Annotated in this window: 13 protein-coding genes and 1 riboswitch; of the genes, 7 read left to right on the plus strand and 6 right to left on the minus strand. The window is 59.4% G+C overall.

Annotated features, from left to right (window positions below; translation table 11 throughout):
- The first annotated feature begins 16 nt into the window (after positions 1 to 16).
- The 3 genes from RYA97_RS00790 to RYA97_RS00800 are packed head-to-tail and all read left to right on the plus strand — an operon-like array spanning position 17 to position 2,937.
- Positions 17 to 973 (plus strand): glycosyltransferase, encoded by a 957-nt coding sequence (locus tag RYA97_RS00790; RefSeq protein WP_117140130.1) that lies wholly within the window; start codon positions 17 to 19, stop codon positions 971 to 973.
- A gap of 31 nt (positions 974 to 1,004) precedes the next feature.
- On the plus strand, positions 1,005 to 1,778 hold the full coding sequence (locus tag RYA97_RS00795) for a glycosyltransferase family 2 protein (RefSeq protein WP_005778841.1): 774 nt from the start codon (positions 1,005 to 1,007) through the stop codon (positions 1,776 to 1,778).
- Positions 1,768 to 2,937 (plus strand): O-antigen ligase family protein, encoded by a 1,170-nt coding sequence (locus tag RYA97_RS00800; RefSeq protein WP_054994580.1) that lies wholly within the window; start codon positions 1,768 to 1,770, stop codon positions 2,935 to 2,937. Before RYA97_RS00795 ends, RYA97_RS00800 begins: the two co-directional genes overlap by 11 nt.
- A 47-nt stretch (positions 2,938 to 2,984) precedes the next feature.
- Here RYA97_RS00800 and RYA97_RS00805 read toward each other — a convergent pair whose 3' ends face one another.
- Positions 2,985 to 3,623, minus strand: coding sequence for a toluene tolerance protein (locus RYA97_RS00805; RefSeq protein ID WP_005778844.1), 639 nt, complete (start codon positions 3,621 to 3,623; stop codon positions 2,985 to 2,987).
- 178 nt (positions 3,624 to 3,801) lie between these two features.
- On the opposite strand from RYA97_RS00805, the gene msbA reads away from it, so the two are divergent.
- On the plus strand, positions 3,802 to 5,604 hold the full coding sequence (gene msbA / locus RYA97_RS00810; protein WP_117140131.1) for a lipid A export permease/ATP-binding protein MsbA: 1,803 nt from the start codon (positions 3,802 to 3,804) through the stop codon (positions 5,602 to 5,604).
- Between the two features lie 127 nt (positions 5,605 to 5,731).
- A complete protein-coding gene (hldE, locus tag RYA97_RS00815) occupies positions 5,732 to 7,156 on the plus strand; it encodes a bifunctional D-glycero-beta-D-manno-heptose-7-phosphate kinase/D-glycero-beta-D-manno-heptose 1-phosphate adenylyltransferase HldE (RefSeq protein ID WP_002551785.1) in 1,425 nt (474 codons plus the stop codon).
- A gap of 47 nt (positions 7,157 to 7,203) precedes the next feature.
- On the opposite strand, the gene RYA97_RS00820 is transcribed toward hldE, so the two are convergent.
- Genes RYA97_RS00820 through RYA97_RS00835 form a run of 4 tightly spaced genes read right to left on the minus strand, consistent with a single transcriptional unit; the run spans position 7,204 to position 10,565 of the window.
- Positions 7,204 to 8,160 (minus strand): hypothetical protein, encoded by a 957-nt coding sequence (locus RYA97_RS00820; RefSeq protein ID WP_002551786.1) that lies wholly within the window; start codon positions 8,158 to 8,160, stop codon positions 7,204 to 7,206.
- A 36-nt stretch (positions 8,161 to 8,196) separates the two neighbouring features.
- Complete coding sequence (locus RYA97_RS00825; RefSeq protein ID WP_005743020.1) at positions 8,197 to 9,012, minus strand: aldo/keto reductase; 816 nt, start codon at positions 9,010 to 9,012, stop codon at positions 8,197 to 8,199.
- The gene (locus tag RYA97_RS00830; protein WP_117140132.1) at positions 9,009 to 10,184 is read right to left on the minus strand and encodes an NAD(P)/FAD-dependent oxidoreductase; all 1,176 of its coding nucleotides are present in this window, start codon (positions 10,182 to 10,184) and stop codon (positions 9,009 to 9,011) included. The genes RYA97_RS00825 and RYA97_RS00830 overlap by 4 nt, the downstream gene beginning before the upstream one ends.
- Positions 10,185 to 10,232: 48 nt before the next feature.
- A complete protein-coding gene (locus RYA97_RS00835) occupies positions 10,233 to 10,565 on the minus strand; it encodes an SMR family transporter (protein ID WP_002551789.1) in 333 nt (110 codons plus the stop codon).
- A gap of 69 nt (positions 10,566 to 10,634) precedes the next feature.
- Between RYA97_RS00835 and waaA the strand changes: the two genes are divergently transcribed.
- The gene (gene waaA / locus RYA97_RS00840) at positions 10,635 to 11,915 is read left to right on the plus strand and encodes a lipid IV(A) 3-deoxy-D-manno-octulosonic acid transferase (RefSeq protein WP_005743018.1); all 1,281 of its coding nucleotides are present in this window, start codon (positions 10,635 to 10,637) and stop codon (positions 11,913 to 11,915) included.
- Positions 11,916 to 12,106: 191 nt separating this feature from the next.
- On the opposite strand, the gene RYA97_RS00845 is transcribed toward waaA, so the two are convergent.
- On the minus strand, positions 12,107 to 13,546 hold the full coding sequence (locus RYA97_RS00845) for a TolC family outer membrane protein (RefSeq protein ID WP_004654543.1): 1,440 nt from the start codon (positions 13,544 to 13,546) through the stop codon (positions 12,107 to 12,109).
- A gap of 162 nt (positions 13,547 to 13,708) precedes the next feature.
- Positions 13,709 to 13,813: riboswitch (TPP riboswitch) on the plus strand.
- Between the two features lie 156 nt (positions 13,814 to 13,969).
- On the opposite strand from RYA97_RS00845, the gene thiC reads away from it, so the two are divergent.
- Entirely contained in the window at positions 13,970 to 15,859 is a 1,890-nt protein-coding gene (gene thiC, locus RYA97_RS00850; RefSeq protein ID WP_005743016.1) for a phosphomethylpyrimidine synthase ThiC, read from the plus strand.
- The last annotated feature ends 172 nt before the right edge of the window (positions 15,860 to 16,031 follow it).

Raw genomic sequence — 16,031 nt, forward strand, 5'->3', positions numbered from 1 at the left:
TACTGCAAGGAAAACCATGAAAGTTCTACTTCTGGTCCAGAAAGAGCAGCGTGCGATTCTGGACCGTCTCTATGACGGCATCGCGGCACACTGCGAATGCGATGTGCGCTGGCTGAGTTCCGCGGAGCAACGCAACCTGCGTGGCTATTTCCGCCGCGAAGTGGACGTCAGCCGTTATGACCGGATCGTGTTTTTCCTGCGCTTCAAGCAGGAAGTGCGTCAGGTCGGCTTCATCCGCACGATTCCCAACCTGGTCATCCTTGAACACGATGCCTACCAGAACTACATTCCTTGCAAATACACCGGTAAGTTCAGTGCGCACTATCGCAAGCTGCCTTGGGCGCGGGTGATCTGCTCGGGGTTCATGGTCAGCGAGCGCCTGCGCCAGGAAGGCTTCGACGCGGTGTTCGTGCCCAAGGGCTATGACCAGAGCCTGTTGCAATTTCAGGCGCGTGAGCGTGACATCGAACTGGCGTTCGTGGGCAGCACCAACAGTGTGGCCTACAGCGGCCGCAAGGCGTTGCTGGATGAGTTGGGGCAGGTCGAGAATCTGCTCGTCACGCGTACCAAGTCCGGGGAAGAGTATTGCGACACCCTTAACCGCATCCGCTTTTTCGTCAGTGCCGATGTCGGCATGGGCGAGTACATGATCAAGAATTTCGAGGCCATGGCCTGCGGTTGCGTGCTACTGGCCTTTGATCAGGGCGCTGAAGAAAATCGCGCGCTGGGCTTTGTCGACATGCACAACATCGTGCTCTATCGCGACATTCCCCAGCTTCGTGAAAAGCTGGCGATGTTGCGCGAGAACACCGTGCTGGCCAGCGAAATATCCTGTAATGGGCAGACTTTGGTCGAAGAACGCTTTACATTCCATGCCCTTGGAAAAGCCATCGTGGACGCAATGCATTCGCCGCTGCGCAGCATGCCGGCGATGAGCTGGCTCGACCGCCTGCGGTCACGATTGGGATGGTAGGGAATTATGAATATTCAATGATTGGGAACGAATGATGGTATTCAGCGAAAACAGCGACATTACGCTGGTTGTCACCAGTTGTGGTCGGTTCGACCTGTTGAAGCGCACTCTGGAAACGTTCGACCATTTCAACACTGCGCCCATACGCCATGTGCTGATTACCGAAGACTCCGGCGATGCCCGGGTCCAGGCGTGCATTCCCGAGCACTGGCACCCGCATACGCGCTTCATCATCAACAACCCCAAGCTGGGGCAGATGCGCTCTGTCGATGCGGCCTATTCGCTGATCGAAACGTCCTGGGTGTTCCATTGCGAAGACGACTGGGATTTCTACCGCCCGCACTTCATCGAAGAGTCGATGACGCTGCTGGAACACGACCCTCAAGCCTTGCAGGTCTGGTTGCGCAGCTACAATCATGATCTGCGTATCCACAGCCCTTACGTTTACCTGAACGAGCGTGAAGTGGTCGAGGGTATCCCGTTTTACAAACTGGGCTCGCACAAGCCGGAGTGGCAGGGTTTTTCCTTCAATCCCGGGCTGCGCCGCCTGGCTGATTACCAGCAGCATGCACCGTATGCCGAGCATGGTGGCGAGAAGAAACTTTCACAATTATTCGCGTCGCAAAACCGTTACGCTCTGATTCTGGAAAATGATGCCGTATTGCACACCGGGTTCGGTGAGCATGTGGTGGTGCCGCAGGAGCGGCTCGACAAACAGCGTCGCAAGCGTCGTGATCGCGTCAAGCTGATCATCGCTGTGCTTGCTGGTCTGGTAACAGGTTGGTTGCTCAATAATGTCAGTTGACCGAATCACAATCCCCAGCAACAAAGTACAGACGTATTTCACCGTAGCGATTGTTGTCTTCCTGCTGAGTTTCATTCTTAACCCGTCAGCCAAGATCACCAACAATCTGTTTTACGCATTCACCGCCTTGCCGGGCTTGTTCTTCTTGATCAAGTACCGCGGCGCCGGGGTGTTTGCAGAGCCGCTGGGCATAGCCTGGGCTGTATTCATGGCGTGTTTTCTGGTGCCGGCGCTGCAAGCGCAGGAGTTCCAGTATTACAAGCATATTGTCTACGTCAGCCTGTTTGTCTTTGTCGTGGCCGGTATTACGGAAAACGGTTTCTTCCGGCGCGGTTTGTTCGTGCGCGGCATGTTCTGGGCCATCTGCCTGTACATTCTGCTCAGCAGCATTTACAGCTGGGTAACCGGGAAATTCGAGTTCGGTCAGCGTGTGGCCATTCTTCCGGGGCGTATGGAGAATGTGATCTACACCAGCGCATGGCTGGTTTGCAGCCTCGCCCTGGCACTGCCGCTATGGGCCAGAGAGCGGCGCTGGATTGAAGCGGTGTCTGCAGTTCTTGTTACTCTGGTGTTAACGGCTTTCGTCGTCCAGACCCGCACCGCGCTGGTGGGCGCAGCCTTCCTGTTTGCCATCTGCACAGCATATTCGCTTTACCGCTTTCCACTGCGCACTGCCGTGGCCTTGCTGGTGGCGGGCGTTGTGGCTGCCATAGGTTTCTGGCTTGTGAAGGATGAGCAGTGGGTCGCTCTGCTGATGGTCAGAGGTGACTCCTATCGCGTCGAGCTGTTTGAAATCATGACCGGTGAATGGCGTCGCTGCGGCTGGGTGCTGGGTTGTGGTGTCGATTTTTATACCACCCAGACTCTGACGGGCGGTATGCCCATTCAGCATCCGCACAACATTTTCGTGTCGCTGGGGCTGTACACCGGCGCGGCTTCGCTGGTGATGTTTCTGGTCGTGATGGCGATGACGCTGTGGAACGCCTTGCGCAACGGTGATGCCTGGGGCCTTTACCTGGCCTGTGCGCTGTTGATGCTCAACTTTGACGGTGGCCAGTTGGTCGGTAACCCGGATGAGCTCTGGGTGCTGGTGTTGTTACCGGCAACGATGGTGCTGGGCCGTATTGTGCAGGCGCATCGGCTCAGGCAGCAGCAGTAAGATAAAAAATGGCCGCTTCGAAAGCGGCCATTCTTTTAGTGAAAGCGTTACTGAATAGCCTGGACCAGTTCGCTGGTGTCGCACAGGCTCTGAGCGCTCATATAGCCATCCAGAAACGCCGGGTTGCCGTTATCCAGCAGCCATTGGCGATCTTCCTGATAGCGCAACATGTGTTTGAAGTTGCGCAAGCGAAGGCTTTTGCGCAATGCGCGGCGATAGGTTTTCATGTCGGCAATGTCGATCAGGCCGAGGCTGCCTTCCGGTGTGAGGATAACGTTGCCAAGATGGGCCGAGCGAAAGTAGATGCCCTTTTCATGCAGGTGAGCAATGAAGCTTCCCAGTTGCCTGCGCAGCTTGTCGTCGGCCACCGCACTGCCCAATAGCTGGCGCAGGGTGAAGCCTGCCAGCGGATCATAATGCACTGCATCGCGCTCGATTTCGGCGATGCGGCTTACCGAGCGTATGCGCGGGCAGGGAATGCCGCGTTTGATCAGCGTTTCACAGTTGTCTGCGAAGCGTTGGGCATAGGGATACCAGGCTGCCGAGCTGACAAGGCGTTTGCGGCGAAACAATTTCAACATGGAGCCGTCACGCAGACGTAGTACTTTGTCGCCCGTGCCATCGGCTTCAAGCACTTCGGCACCTTGAACCAGATCAAGGTAATGGGCGTGGTCAAGCGCTTGCATCGATACTCCGGTTTTTACGCCCCAAGGGCTACTGGTCGTCATACAGAAGCCGGATTTGCAGGCTTCAAGCAGCGGTCAGAAACCCTTGGGAATGGACGAGCCGCCTATGTTACCGCAGCAGGCAGCCGCGAAAACTGCTGTGATACAATTCGGCCTCTTTTTAATACGACGGATTCTCATGACAACCACCGAATCGTCCTCGACTTCCAGCGTGAAAATCTATTTCCGTTTGTTGTCTTATGTGCGTCCGTATGTGGGCATCTTCCTGCTCAGCATCATTGGTTTCGTGATCTTCGCCTCGACCCAGCCAATGCTTGCCGGCATCCTGAAATACTTCGTCGATGGCCTGACCAACCCTGAAGCCGTGCTGTTCCCCAATGTGCCTTATCTGCGTGAGCTGCAACTGTTGCAGGCAGTGCCGTTGCTGATCGTTCTGATCGCCGCATGGCAGGGGCTTGGCTCTTTCCTGGGTAACTACTTCCTGGCCAAGGTGTCTCTCGGGTTGGTCCATGACCTGCGGGTGGAGCTGTTCAACAAGCTGCTGGTACTGCCCAATCGTTACTTCGATACCACCAACTCCGGCCACCTGATCTCGCGTATCACGTTCAACGTCACGATGGTCACCGGTGCCGCCACCGATGCCATCAAAGTGGTGATTCGTGAAGGTCTGACCGTGGTGTTCCTGTTCATCTATCTGTTGATGATGAACTGGAAGCTGACTCTGGTCATGCTCGCCATCCTGCCGCTGATTGCCGTCATGGTCGGCAGCGCAAGCAAGAAATTCCGCAAGCAGAGCAAGAAGATTCAGGTAGCGATGGGCGATGTTACGCACGTTGCCTCGGAAACCATTCAGGGCTATCGCGTGGTACGCAGCTTCGGTGGCGAGTCCTACGAACAGAACCGCTTCGCTCAGGCCAGTGACAGCAACACACGCAAACAACTGCGCATGACCAAAACCGGTGCCATCTATACGCCGATGCTGCAACTGGTGATCTACAGCGCCATGGCGGTGCTGATGTTTCTGGTGCTGTTCCTGCGAGGCGATGCCACCGCGGGCGATCTGGTTGCCTATATCACAGCGGCCGGTCTGCTGCCCAAGCCGATTCGCCAGCTGTCGGAAGTCAGTTCGACGATCCAGAAAGGCGTCGCTGGGGCCGAGAGCATCTTCGAACAACTGGACGTGGAAGAAGAAGTCGATACCGGCACCATCGAGCGTGATCGCGTGACCGGCCACCTTGAGGTGAAGAACCTCAGCTTCTTCTACCCGCAGACCGAGCGTCAGGTGTTGAACGACATCAGTTTCTCCGCAGCGCCTGGGCAGATGATTGCGCTGGTAGGCCGTTCCGGCAGCGGTAAATCGACCCTGGCCAATCTGATACCGCGTTTTTACGGGCACGAGATGGGCAACATCCTGCTCGATGGCGTTGAAATCAATGATTACCGCCTGCGCAACCTGCGCAGGCACATAGCCCAGGTCAACCAGAACGTCACGCTGTTCAACGACACGATCGCCAACAACATTGCCTATGGCGATCTGGCAGGTGCTCCGCGTGCCGACATCGAAGCGGCCGCCGCCGATGCCTATGCCAAAGAGTTCATCGACCAGTTGCCGCAGGGGTTCGATACTCAGGTGGGCGAAAACGGCGTGCTGCTGTCCGGTGGTCAGCGGCAGCGTCTGGCCATTGCTCGCGCACTGCTTAAAAACGCACCGCTGCTGATCCTCGACGAAGCTACGTCGGCGCTCGACACCGAGTCCGAACGCCACATCCAGGCGGCCCTGGATCACGTCATGAAGGGCCGAACCACGCTAGTCATCGCTCACCGCCTTTCGACCATCGAAAAGGCCGACATGATTCTGGTCATGGACGCCGGGCAGATCGTCGAGCGCGGCACGCATACCGAGCTGTTGGCACAGAACGGCTATTACGCCCGTCTGCATGCCATGGGTCTGGACGAGCCGGCACCTGTCGGCGCAGTCTGACCTCGCTCTCACCGGGCGGGCCCCTGCGGCCTGCCTGCCTTCGGGCGGTGTGATTCAACAGCCTGTCGGTTATAAACCCCTGTGCTAAGATTCCGCCCCTGTCTATTTTTAAAGTACGGGTAGTTCCATGAAGTTATCCATGCCGCGCTTTGATCAGGCCCCTGTCCTGGTGGTTGGCGATGTGATGCTCGACAGATACTGGCATGGCGGCACCTCGCGTATTTCCCCTGAAGCGCCGGTGCCTGTGGTCAAGGTCGATCAAATCGAAGATCGTCCGGGCGGCGCTGCCAACGTGGCCCTGAACATCGCTGCACTGGGCGCACCGGCTTCGCTGGTCGGTGTGACGGGTGACGACGAGGCCGCAGAAAGTCTGGCCAACAGCCTGAAAGCAGCGGGTGTGCTGGCGCGTTTTCAGCGCATTGCCAATCAGCCCACTATCGTCAAGCTGCGTGTTATCAGTCGCCATCAGCAGCTACTGCGTATCGACTTCGAAGAGGCGTTCAATACTGACCCGCTGGCACTGAGTGCAGAGGTCTACAGCCTGCTGGATGGCATCAAGGTGCTGGTCCTGTCCGATTACGGCAAGGGCGCGCTGAGAAACCATCAGGCACTGATTCAGGCTGCCCGCAAACGCGGTATCCCGGTGTTGGCTGATCCCAAGGGCAAGGATTTCACGATTTATCGCGGTGCCAGCCTGATTACGCCGAACCTCAGCGAATTCGAAGCGATCGTAGGGCACTGTGAAGACGAGGCACAGCTGGTCACCAAAGGCGCGCAGCTGATGCAGGAGCTTGACCTGGGCGCTCTGCTGGTGACCCGTGGTGAACATGGCATGACCCTGCTACGTCCTGATCAGCAGGCGCTGCATCTGCCAGCCCGCGCTCGCGAAGTGTTCGATGTGACCGGCGCCGGTGACACGGTAATTTCCACTCTCGCAGCAGCGATTGCTGCGGGCGAGGAACTGCCGCATGCGGTGGCGCTGGCCAATCTGGCAGCAGGCATTGTGGTCGGCAAGCTGGGTACAGCAGCCATCAGCGCCCCGGAACTGCGCCGCGCCATTCAGCGTGAGGAAGGTTCCGAGCGCGGCGTGCTGGGGCTGGAGCAACTATTGCTGGCGGTCGATGATGCGCGCGCGCACAAAGAGAAAATCGTCTTCACCAATGGCTGCTTCGACATCCTCCACGCAGGTCATGTGACCTACCTGGAGCAGGCGCGCGCGCAGGGTGATCGTCTGATCGTTGCCGTCAACGATGATGCGTCTGTCAGCCGCCTGAAAGGGCCGGGCCGTCCGATCAACAGTGTCGACCGGCGTATGGCCGTGCTGGCAGGGTTGGGTGCAGTGGACTGGGTGATCAGCTTCCCTGAAGGCACCCCTGAAAATCTGCTGAGTCACGTCAAACCGGACGTACTGGTAAAGGGCGGTGATTACGGCGTTGACCAAGTGGTCGGTGCCGATATCGTCCAGGCGTACGGTGGCGATGTGCGTGTGTTGGGGCTGGTGGAAAACAGCTCGACTACGGCAATTGTCGAGAAGATCCGCGGGCAGGGATAGTTTTTAGCTGCAAGCCGTAAGCCAAGGCAAATCAAAAGGCTTGAGGCTCATAGCTTGCCGCTCATGGCGTGCAGCAGCTCACGGGCTTTTCCGGTCAGGCGTTTCAGTCCTGACTTCTTCGCCGGTGGGGCCATGCCCTGCTGGCGTAGCCAGTCTTTCCAGCGAATTCGTTCCTCACGCACGATCCAGCCATCCTGCGCGGCGAAACTTTCGGCCAGGTACAGCCCTCGGGTGCCAGCCGGGATCAGTTTGTCGCGCTTGAGCGTGTACAGCTCGGGCAGCGGCACTCCATTTTCCAACGGCATCAGGTACAGGTCGGGTTTGCTGCGGTTAAGGCGGGCGACCAGTTGATCGTTTTCAAGCACTTCATCGACATGGAAAAGGCTGACCGGGCGCGCTTCCTTGGGGATTTCCAGGCGCATGTCGTAAATCAGCTGCAAGGACGCGGTGGGTAAATGCACATAAGCCCGTGGGCGTTCCAGCAGTGTCAGGCTACCGCTTCGCACCGGCCGCGCTGCGCCGGAGAGCGGGCTCAGACGAAAGGGCATGGCCTCGCGATAATGCAGCGCAGCGGCATATGGCGCAGGCAGCCAGGTCTCTTTGAACAGTCCACTCAGCCAGCCCTGAGGCGTTTCGATCATGCACTCTTCGGCCACTTCCTGAATGGCGGTATGCAGTGGCAGGGTCAGTTCGTGGGCCGGCACATAACCCGAGATCAGCTTGAGTACGACGTCGCCACGGTCCTGGCGACGCTGGCGAACCAGCACCCAGTAATCGCGATTCTGCCAGCTGACGGTAAGGCGAACGGACACCCCCAGATTGGCAAGCTCGGTGGAGAAACGTTCGGTGTCTGGCACGTCGATCTTGCGCCGCCGCTGCAAGGTCTGCGCGAAGTTCATCGGCATGCCGATGCTCTGGTAGCTCAGGCCTTCCGGCGTGGCCTCGACAAACAGCGGCAGGGTCTTGAAGTTGCTGGGGTTCTTGCGGATCAGTGTTCGCGGCATAACGGCTCCTTCTTGCGTTGGGGTCGGCCGCCTCAATCAGGCTTGACGGCAAATCACGGCAGCGGCAGTTGCAACGTTGTGCGCCAGGTGCAACGGATTGATGGTGCCGACAATAGCACTGGCTACCGCCGGATGTTTAAACAGTAGCTGAAAACTGGCCTGCACCGGGTCTGTGCCCGGCGTCAGACAGACATGACCACTGGCCAGCGCTTTCTTCACCAGGATGCCTTTGCCGTGGGCGGCAGCGTAATCCAGCACCGGTTTCTCGCCTTGCTCGTTGAGGTTGTAGGTGACCATCGCACAATCCCCCTCGCGCAATGCCAACAGGCCGCCTTCGACCGTCTTGCCGGAAAAGCCGAAGCCGCGGATCTTGCCTTCGCGCTTGAGGTCGGCGAGGGTCTGATACACCTCGGCCTCGTTGAGGATCGCCAGGTCGTTGCCGTCCGAATGCACCAGCACCAGATCGAGAAAATCGGTTTCAAGTCGTTTCAGGCTGCGCTCGACCGATTTGCGGGTGTGCTCAGCGCTGAAGTCATGGCTCGACTGACCGTTGTCGAATTCTTCGCCGACCTTGCTGACAATCACCCAGTCCTGGCGCTGACCGCGCAGCAGCGGTCCCAGGCGCTCTTCGCTGGTGCCATAGGCGGGTGCAGTGTCGATCAGGTTGATGCCCATGTCGCGGGCCATGCGCAGCAGCATCTGCGCCTGCTGGTCATCGGGAATCTTGAAGCCACTGGGGTATTTGACGCCCTGGTCGCGGCCCAGTTTGACCGTACCCAGGCCAAGGGGCGATACGCTCAGGCCGCTATTGCCGAGCGGGCGATGCAGGTCGTGCAGGGTTTTCAGGCTCATGGCAGCAGCTCATCCCAGACAGGTATGGCCATCGGCGGCCGTGGCACATCAACCAGCGGTGACTGCGGTGTCGGGTGAATGCCATCTCTCGAAAGCTGCGACAGAACCCGGTCAGCGAAGTCCGGAGCCAGTGCCAGTTTGGTCGGCCAGCCAACCATCAGGCGACGCTGGCTGTCGAGAAAGGCGTTGTCTGGCCGCACCAGCCCCGACTGGGCAGGCTCGGCGCGGTCCACGCGCAGGGTCGCCCATTGCGCCTGACTCAGGTCGACCCACGGCAGCAGGGCTTCAAGCTCCTTGCGGGCGACGGCGATCTGCGCGTCCGGCTCGCGCGACACACCCTCGGCCTCAGCCAGATCGCCGCCCAGATACCACACACACTGGCCGTCAGCCGCAGGGTGGGTGGTGACCGTGATGCGCGGCTTGGGACCGCCACCCAGGCAGTGGGCGAACAGCGGTTTCAGGGTCGGGCCCTTGACCAGCACCATGTGCAAGGGGCGGCGCTGCATCTGCGGTTGCGACACGCCAAGTGCATTGAGCAGATCGGCATTGCCGCCGCCGGCACTGAGTACGATGCGCTGGGCATGAATATCGCGCCCATCGACGCGCAGCCCGATCAGCTCATCACCCTCGTACAGCGGCTCGATGCTCTGACCGGCCATCAGGCTGTCACCGGCCAGCTCGGCGAGTCGCCCGATCAGGCTCGGTACATCGACCACCAGTTCCGCGAGGCGATAGACCTTGCCCTTGAATTTGGGGTTTTGCAGTGCAGGTGGCAGTTGCTCGCCCTTGACCTGATCCACACGGCCGCGCACCGCCTTGCTGGCGAAGAAGCTGGTGAGGTTGCCGGCGATGGTGCCCGGCGACCACAAGTAGTGGGCCTCGGACAGCAGGCGTACACCGGACAGGTCCAGCTCGCCTTTGCCATCGAGAGCTTCACGCCAGCGGCGCGGCATGTCGGCGATGGCCTCGGAGGCACCGGAAAGCGCACCGTGCAGCGCGTACTTGGCACCGCCGTGGATGATCCCCTGAGACTTGAGGCTTTGCCCGCCACCCAGGCTGGCGCTTTCTACCAGCACTGTCGAGAACCCTTGACGACGCAACCGGGCGTTGAGCCATAGACCGGCTACGCCAGCCCCGACAATCAGCACGTCAGTGGAAATAACCGATGGCATGAGCACCTCAGTGAGCAAAAAGTACGAGCATTATAAAGGATCGGCTTTTCAATGCCCGGCGGTTTTCGAGAACAGCTGGATGACGGCTACGCCAGCCACAATCATGCCCATGCCCAACAACGCGGGCAGGTCGAGTTTCTGGCCGTAGATGAAGAACGCCGCAATGCTCACCATGACAATGCCCATGCCCGACCAGATGGCGTAGGTGATGCCGACCGGGATCGTGCGCATCACCAGAATCAGCATCCAGAATGCAATCGCATAACCAGTGATCAGCAGCAACAGCGGCAGGGGAGTGCTGAACCCTTTCACGGCTTTCATGGAAGTAGTGGCGATGACTTCTGCGCAGACGGCGATAGCCAGCAGATAATAAGCGTTCATGGTGCATTCCTTTTCGTCAGGCTGCGCATTCTAGCGACTTGTGATGGCGGGCTGATAAACTCCGCGCCCATGAATAGAACCCTTTATACCCTACTGTTTCATCTCGGCCTGCCACTGGTTGCCCTGCGCCTGTGGTTACGTGCGCGCAAGGCTCCGGCGTATCGCCAGCGCATCGGCGAGCGGTTCGCCAGCGGCCTGCCTGCCATGCAGCGCGGTGGTATCTGGGTGCATGCGGTGTCAGTGGGCGAAAGCATCGCGGCCGCGCCGATGATTCGCGCGCTGCTGCTGCAATACCCCCAACTGCCGATCACTGTGACTTGCATGACGCCCACAGGTTCGGAACGAATCAAGGCGCTGTTCGCCAGCGAACCGCGCATTCAGCATTGCTACCTGCCGTATGACTTGCCTTGGGCGGCAGGGCGTTTTCTCGATCATGTGCAGCCCCGGCTGGGCATCATCATGGAAACCGAGCTGTGGCCCAACCACATCCACCAATGCGCCCTGCGCGGGATCCCCGTGGTGCTCGCCAATGCGCGGCTTTCGGAGCGCTCGGCGAGGGGCTACGCACGTTTTGCCAAGCTTGCCCGGCCGATGCTGGCGCAAATGGCCTGGTTCGCGGTGCAGACAGAAGTCGAGGCGCAGCGCTTTCGTGATCTGGGCGCGCGTCCCGAGTGCGTTGCAGTGACCGGTTCGATCAAGTTCGACCTGAGTATCGACCCGCAATTGCTGGAACGTGCCGCGCACTTGCGTGAGCAATGGCAGGCGACGCAGCGTCCGGTATGGATCGCCGCCAGCACCCATGCAGGCGAGGATGAAAGCGTTCTTTCAGCTCATCGCACGTTATTGACGAGCCATCCTGATGCGCTGCTGATCCTGGTGCCGCGTCATCCCGAGCGTTTCGACAGCGTGCATGCGCTGTGTCAGCAGCAGGGTTTTGCGACGGTTCGGCGCTCATCCGCGCAGGCTGTCACGCCGGACGTCTCGGTGCTGATGGGCGATACCATGGGCGAATTGCTGTTTCTCTATGCGCTGGCAGATATCGCTTTTGTGGGCGGCAGCCTGGTGCCTAACGGCGGTCACAACCTGCTGGAGCCTGCTGCGCTGGCCAAACCGGTGCTCAGCGGCCCGCACCTGTTCAACTTCCTCGAGATTGCCGCCATGCTGCGCACTGCCGGTGCGTTGCAAGAAATCAGCGATGCGACCACGCTGGCCGCCGCCGTGCAGGGGCTTTTCGACCAGCCACAGCAGGCTCGCAGCATGGCCGATGCAGGGCTGGCTGTGATGAAGGCCAATCAGGGCGCGCTGCAACGCCTGCTCGACGGGATCGGGCGGTTGATGGGCAGGCGCTGAGTCGGAGGACGCGGAGCGTCCAGAACTGCATGCCGACGCAGAGCGTCGGCACGATAGTTGAGCTCGTCCAGACGCCTATCGTTCCTCACGCTCCAGCGTGGGAATGCCTTGGGTGACGCTCCGCGTCACAAATCTGCGTCGCGCTGCATGACTTGAAGTCGGGCGCAGAGCATCCAGATCGGTCAGCAATCTCAGCGCTTTGCAGGTCGCTCGAAGTTCTTCTGCGCGGCGGTTGCCAGGTCGGGCGGAAGGAAGTCCTTGTCCGGGTTGTAGTCAGCCTTCAGGTAGCGTGACAGATCCTGCAGGTCGCCCGGGCTCAGTGTGCCGGCTGCCTGCTTGAGGCGCAGGTTGTCGAGGATGTAGTCATAGCGCGTGTTGTTGTAGTCACGCACCGAGGCATACAACTGGCGCTGCGCATCCAGCACGTCGACGATGTTGCGGGTGCCCACCTGATAACCGATTTCGGTGGCTTCCAGCGCGCTCTGGTTGGAGATGATCGACTGTTTGCGGGCCTGGACCTGCTCGACATCGGTATTCACCGCACGGTGCAGGTTGCGCGTATTTTCCACCACCTGACGACGCAGGCTTTCACGGCGTTGCTCGCTCTGGCTCAGGCGCGCATAGGCTTCGCGTACCTGTGAACTGGTCAGGCCACCGCTGTAGATCGGGATATTCAACTGCACGCCAATACTGCGCTGCTCGACGTCGCCGCCATAATTGCGTCCGGTGTAGTTAGGGTTGCTGAAACCCAGTGCGTCGTTGTCGCCACGCTGATAAGTCGCCACGGCATCAAGTGTTGGGGCATGCCCGGCCTTGCGCTGACGCAGGGTCTCCTCGGCAGCACTGACGGCGTAGTTACTGGCCAGCAGGTTGAGGTTCTGTTGTGCTGCGGTGTCGACCCAGGCCTTGGCATCGTTTGGCGTTGGCGCCAGCACAGGCAAGGTATGCACGATGCCTTCGATGGAGTTGTATTCCCGATTGGTCAGCGTCACCAGGGCTTGAAACGCATCATCCACCTGGCGCTTGGCTAGAATCCTGCTGGCACGCGAGGTGTCGTAGCTGGCCTGCGCCTGCAACACGTCGGTCTTGTCCGACAGGCCGACATCGAAACGCTCGTTGGCCTGATCGAGCTGGCGTTTGAACGCTGCCTCCTCGGCCTTGGTCGAGGCCAGATTGTCCTGGGCGCGCAGCACGCTGAAATAGCTTTGTGCCGCTTGCAGGATCAGGTTCTGCTCGGTAGCCGACAGCTCGAGTGCCGCCTGCTCGTTGCTCGCCTCGGCGGCCTGCAACTGGAACCAGCGGTCGGCACGGAAGATCGGCTGGCTCAGGGTGGCTTGATAGACGTTACCGCTACGGGTGGCCACGGCTCTGGGCTGGTCGATACTGGTGCGGGTATTGTTGCTTTGTGCGCTGCCGGAAATGTTCGGCAGCAAACCGGCGCGGGCCTGCGGTACGGCTTCCTTGCGGGCATCGTAATCGGCGCGGGATGCCGCAAGGTCGGCATTGTTGTCCACCGCCTGCTGATAGACATTCAGCAGACCTGTCTGGGTCGGCAGTGGCATATCGGCTGCCCACGTCAGGCCGCTGGACGCAAACGAAACGGCCACAACCAACGAAAGTTTGCGCAGCATGAGGCATTCCCTGTTCATGAAGAAAGTAATCACGGTTTTAAGCGAAACCGGGTTAGCGAGTGTAGAGCCAGACTCTTTTAGCAACAATCGGCGATTTGCGCCATTTATCGAGCCCTGTGCAAATAGGCTGGCATTGCGACCGCGCCCCGGCATAGACTGATCGCGTTCTTGTCGGGGTGCCTTGCTATGAGGCTGAGATCGGTTAAACCGGATCCCGTTGAACCTGATCAGGTTAGCGCCTGCGTAGGGAACAAGATTTCTCGTCTCCCGGCGAGTCCTCTTGAGTATCGTCCGGGGTCGATTGTTCAAAAAATGAACAGCGTACGCCTCCTTTCGATACTCAGCACCAGCACTGGTGCACCCGTCCGTCACGTCAGGTCACTCCGACAATAAATCCGCAACCGGATGTCTGGAGAGCCCGTGATGAGTACAACACTAAAAAATGCAGCCCATTTGAGCGAGTCGGCACAAGTCGATTCCGGATCGGTACAGCCGTTTACCCGTTCGCAGAAAATCTACGTTCAGGGCTCGCGCCCGGACATCCGCGTGCCGATGCGCGAAATCACCCTGGACGTCACACCGACTGACTTCGGCGGTGAAATCAACGCGCCGGTCACGGTCTATGACACCTCCGGCCCGTACACCGACCCCAACGTGATCATCGACGTGCGTAAAGGCCTGGCGGATGTTCGCTCGCCGTGGATCGACTCGCGCAACGACACCGAGCGCCTGGCGGGCTTGAGTTCCAACTTCGGCCAGCAACGCCTGAGCGACGCCGAACTGACTGCGCTGCGCTTTGCTCATGTGCGCAACCCGCGCCGGGCCAAGGCGGGGGCCAACGTCAGCCAGATGCACTATGCGCGTCAGGGCATCATTACCGCCGAGATGGAATACGTCGCCATCCGCGAAAACATGAAGCTTCAGGAAGCCCGTGCCGCTGGCCTGCTGACCCAGCAACATGCGGGGCACAGCTTCGGCGCGAGCATCCCGAAGGAAATTACTGCCGAGTTCGTGCGCGAAGAGATCGCCCGTGGTCGCGCGATCATCCCGGCCAACATCAACCACGTCGAACTGGAACCGATGATTATCGGCCGTAACTTTCTGGTGAAGATCAACGGCAACATCGGTAACAGCGCGCTGGGATCTTCCATCGAAGAAGAAGTCGCCAAGCTGACCTGGGGCATTCGCTGGGGTTCTGACACGGTCATGGACCTGTCTACCGGCAAGCATATTCATGAAACCCGTGAATGGATCATCCGCAACTCGCCGGTGCCGATCGGCACTGTGCCGATCTATCAGGCTCTGGAAAAAGTCGGCGGTGCGGCCGAGGACCTGACCTGGGAGCTGTTCCGCGACACACTGATCGAGCAGGCCGAGCAGGGCGTTGATTACTTCACCATCCACGCCGGTGTGTTGCTGCGTTATGTGCCGCTGACCGCCAAGCGTGTGACCGGGATTGTCAGCCGTGGTGGTTCAATCATGGCCAAGTGGTGCCTGGCGCATCATCAGGAAAACTTCCTGTACACCCATTTCGAAGACATTTGCGAAATCATGAAGGCTTATGACGTCAGCTTCTCGCTGGGCGATGGTTTGCGTCCTGGCTCGATTGCCGACGCCAACGATGCGGCGCAGTTCGGTGAGCTGGAAACCTTGGGTGAACTGACCAAGATCGCCTGGAAGCACGACGTGCAGACCATGATTGAAGGCCCCGGTCATGTGCCGATGCAGTTGATCAAGGAAAACATGGACAAGCAGCTGGAATGCTGCGACGAAGCGCCGTTTTACACTCTGGGCCCGCTGACCACCGATATTGCGCCGGGGTATGACCACATCACGTCGGGCATCGGTGCCGCGATGATTGGCTGGTTCGGTTGCGCCATGCTGTGCTACGTCACGCCCAAAGAGCACCTGGGGCTGCCGAACAAGGATGACGTGAAGACCGGGATCATCACCTACAAGATCGCTGCCCACGCAGCGGACCTTGCCAAAGGCCATCCAGGGGCGCAGATCCGTGACAACGCCTTGAGCAAGGCGCGTTTCGAGTTCCGCTGGGAAGACCAGTTCAACCTTGGCCTGGACCCGGACACCGCACGCTCGTACCACGACGAAACCCTGCCCAAGGACTCGGCCAAGGTCGCGCATTTCTGTTCCATGTGCGGGCCGAAATTCTGCTCAATGAAAATCACTCAGGAAGTACGCGAGTACGCCGCCAACCAGCGGATCGAAGCAGTCGACGTCGATGTCGCCAAAGGCCTGGCCGAGCAGGCCGAGCGCTTCAAGCAGGAAGGCAGCCAGTTGTACAAGAAGGTGTAGAAAGCGGTACGTGCACGACAGAACACCGCTAGCGGTTATCGCTACGCTCCAGCATTGGGCTTTACGACTCGGAGCGTCGCACGATAGTTGCGATTATCGTTCCGCACGCTCCAGCGTGGGAATGCAGTTCTCGACGCTCTGCGTCGTCAAGAGGACGCGGAGCGTCCAGAAA

This window comes from Pseudomonas syringae group sp. 26L6 (genome assembly GCF_032587815.1).
Classification (GTDB): Bacteria; Pseudomonadota; Gammaproteobacteria; order Pseudomonadales; family Pseudomonadaceae; genus Aquipseudomonas; species Aquipseudomonas amygdali.

What these genes read in the sequence shown, in the direction of transcription:
- RYA97_RS00790 (WP_117140130.1), top strand. Translation starts at nt 17, where the DNA reads ATGAAAGTTCTACTTCTGGTCCAGAAAGAGCAGCGTGCGATTCTGGAC.
- RYA97_RS00795 (WP_005778841.1), top strand. Translation starts at nt 1,005, where the DNA reads ATGATGGTATTCAGCGAAAACAGCGACATTACGCTGGTTGTCACCAGT.
- RYA97_RS00800 (WP_054994580.1), top strand. Translation starts at nt 1,768, where the DNA reads ATGTCAGTTGACCGAATCACAATCCCCAGCAACAAAGTACAGACGTAT.
- RYA97_RS00805 (WP_005778844.1), bottom strand. Translation starts at nt 3,623, where the DNA reads ATGCAAGCGCTTGACCACGCCCATTACCTTGATCTGGTTCAAGGTGCC.
- msbA (WP_117140131.1), top strand. Translation starts at nt 3,802, where the DNA reads ATGACAACCACCGAATCGTCCTCGACTTCCAGCGTGAAAATCTATTTC.
- hldE (WP_002551785.1), top strand. Translation starts at nt 5,732, where the DNA reads ATGAAGTTATCCATGCCGCGCTTTGATCAGGCCCCTGTCCTGGTGGTT.
- RYA97_RS00820 (WP_002551786.1), bottom strand. Translation starts at nt 8,160, where the DNA reads ATGCCGCGAACACTGATCCGCAAGAACCCCAGCAACTTCAAGACCCTG.
- RYA97_RS00825 (WP_005743020.1), bottom strand. Translation starts at nt 9,012, where the DNA reads ATGAGCCTGAAAACCCTGCACGACCTGCATCGCCCGCTCGGCAATAGC.
- RYA97_RS00830 (WP_117140132.1), bottom strand. Translation starts at nt 10,184, where the DNA reads ATGCCATCGGTTATTTCCACTGACGTGCTGATTGTCGGGGCTGGCGTA.
- RYA97_RS00835 (WP_002551789.1), bottom strand. Translation starts at nt 10,565, where the DNA reads ATGAACGCTTATTATCTGCTGGCTATCGCCGTCTGCGCAGAAGTCATC.
- waaA (WP_005743018.1), top strand. Translation starts at nt 10,635, where the DNA reads ATGAATAGAACCCTTTATACCCTACTGTTTCATCTCGGCCTGCCACTG.
- RYA97_RS00845 (WP_004654543.1), bottom strand. Translation starts at nt 13,546, where the DNA reads ATGCTGCGCAAACTTTCGTTGGTTGTGGCCGTTTCGTTTGCGTCCAGC.
- thiC (WP_005743016.1), top strand. Translation starts at nt 13,970, where the DNA reads ATGAGTACAACACTAAAAAATGCAGCCCATTTGAGCGAGTCGGCACAA.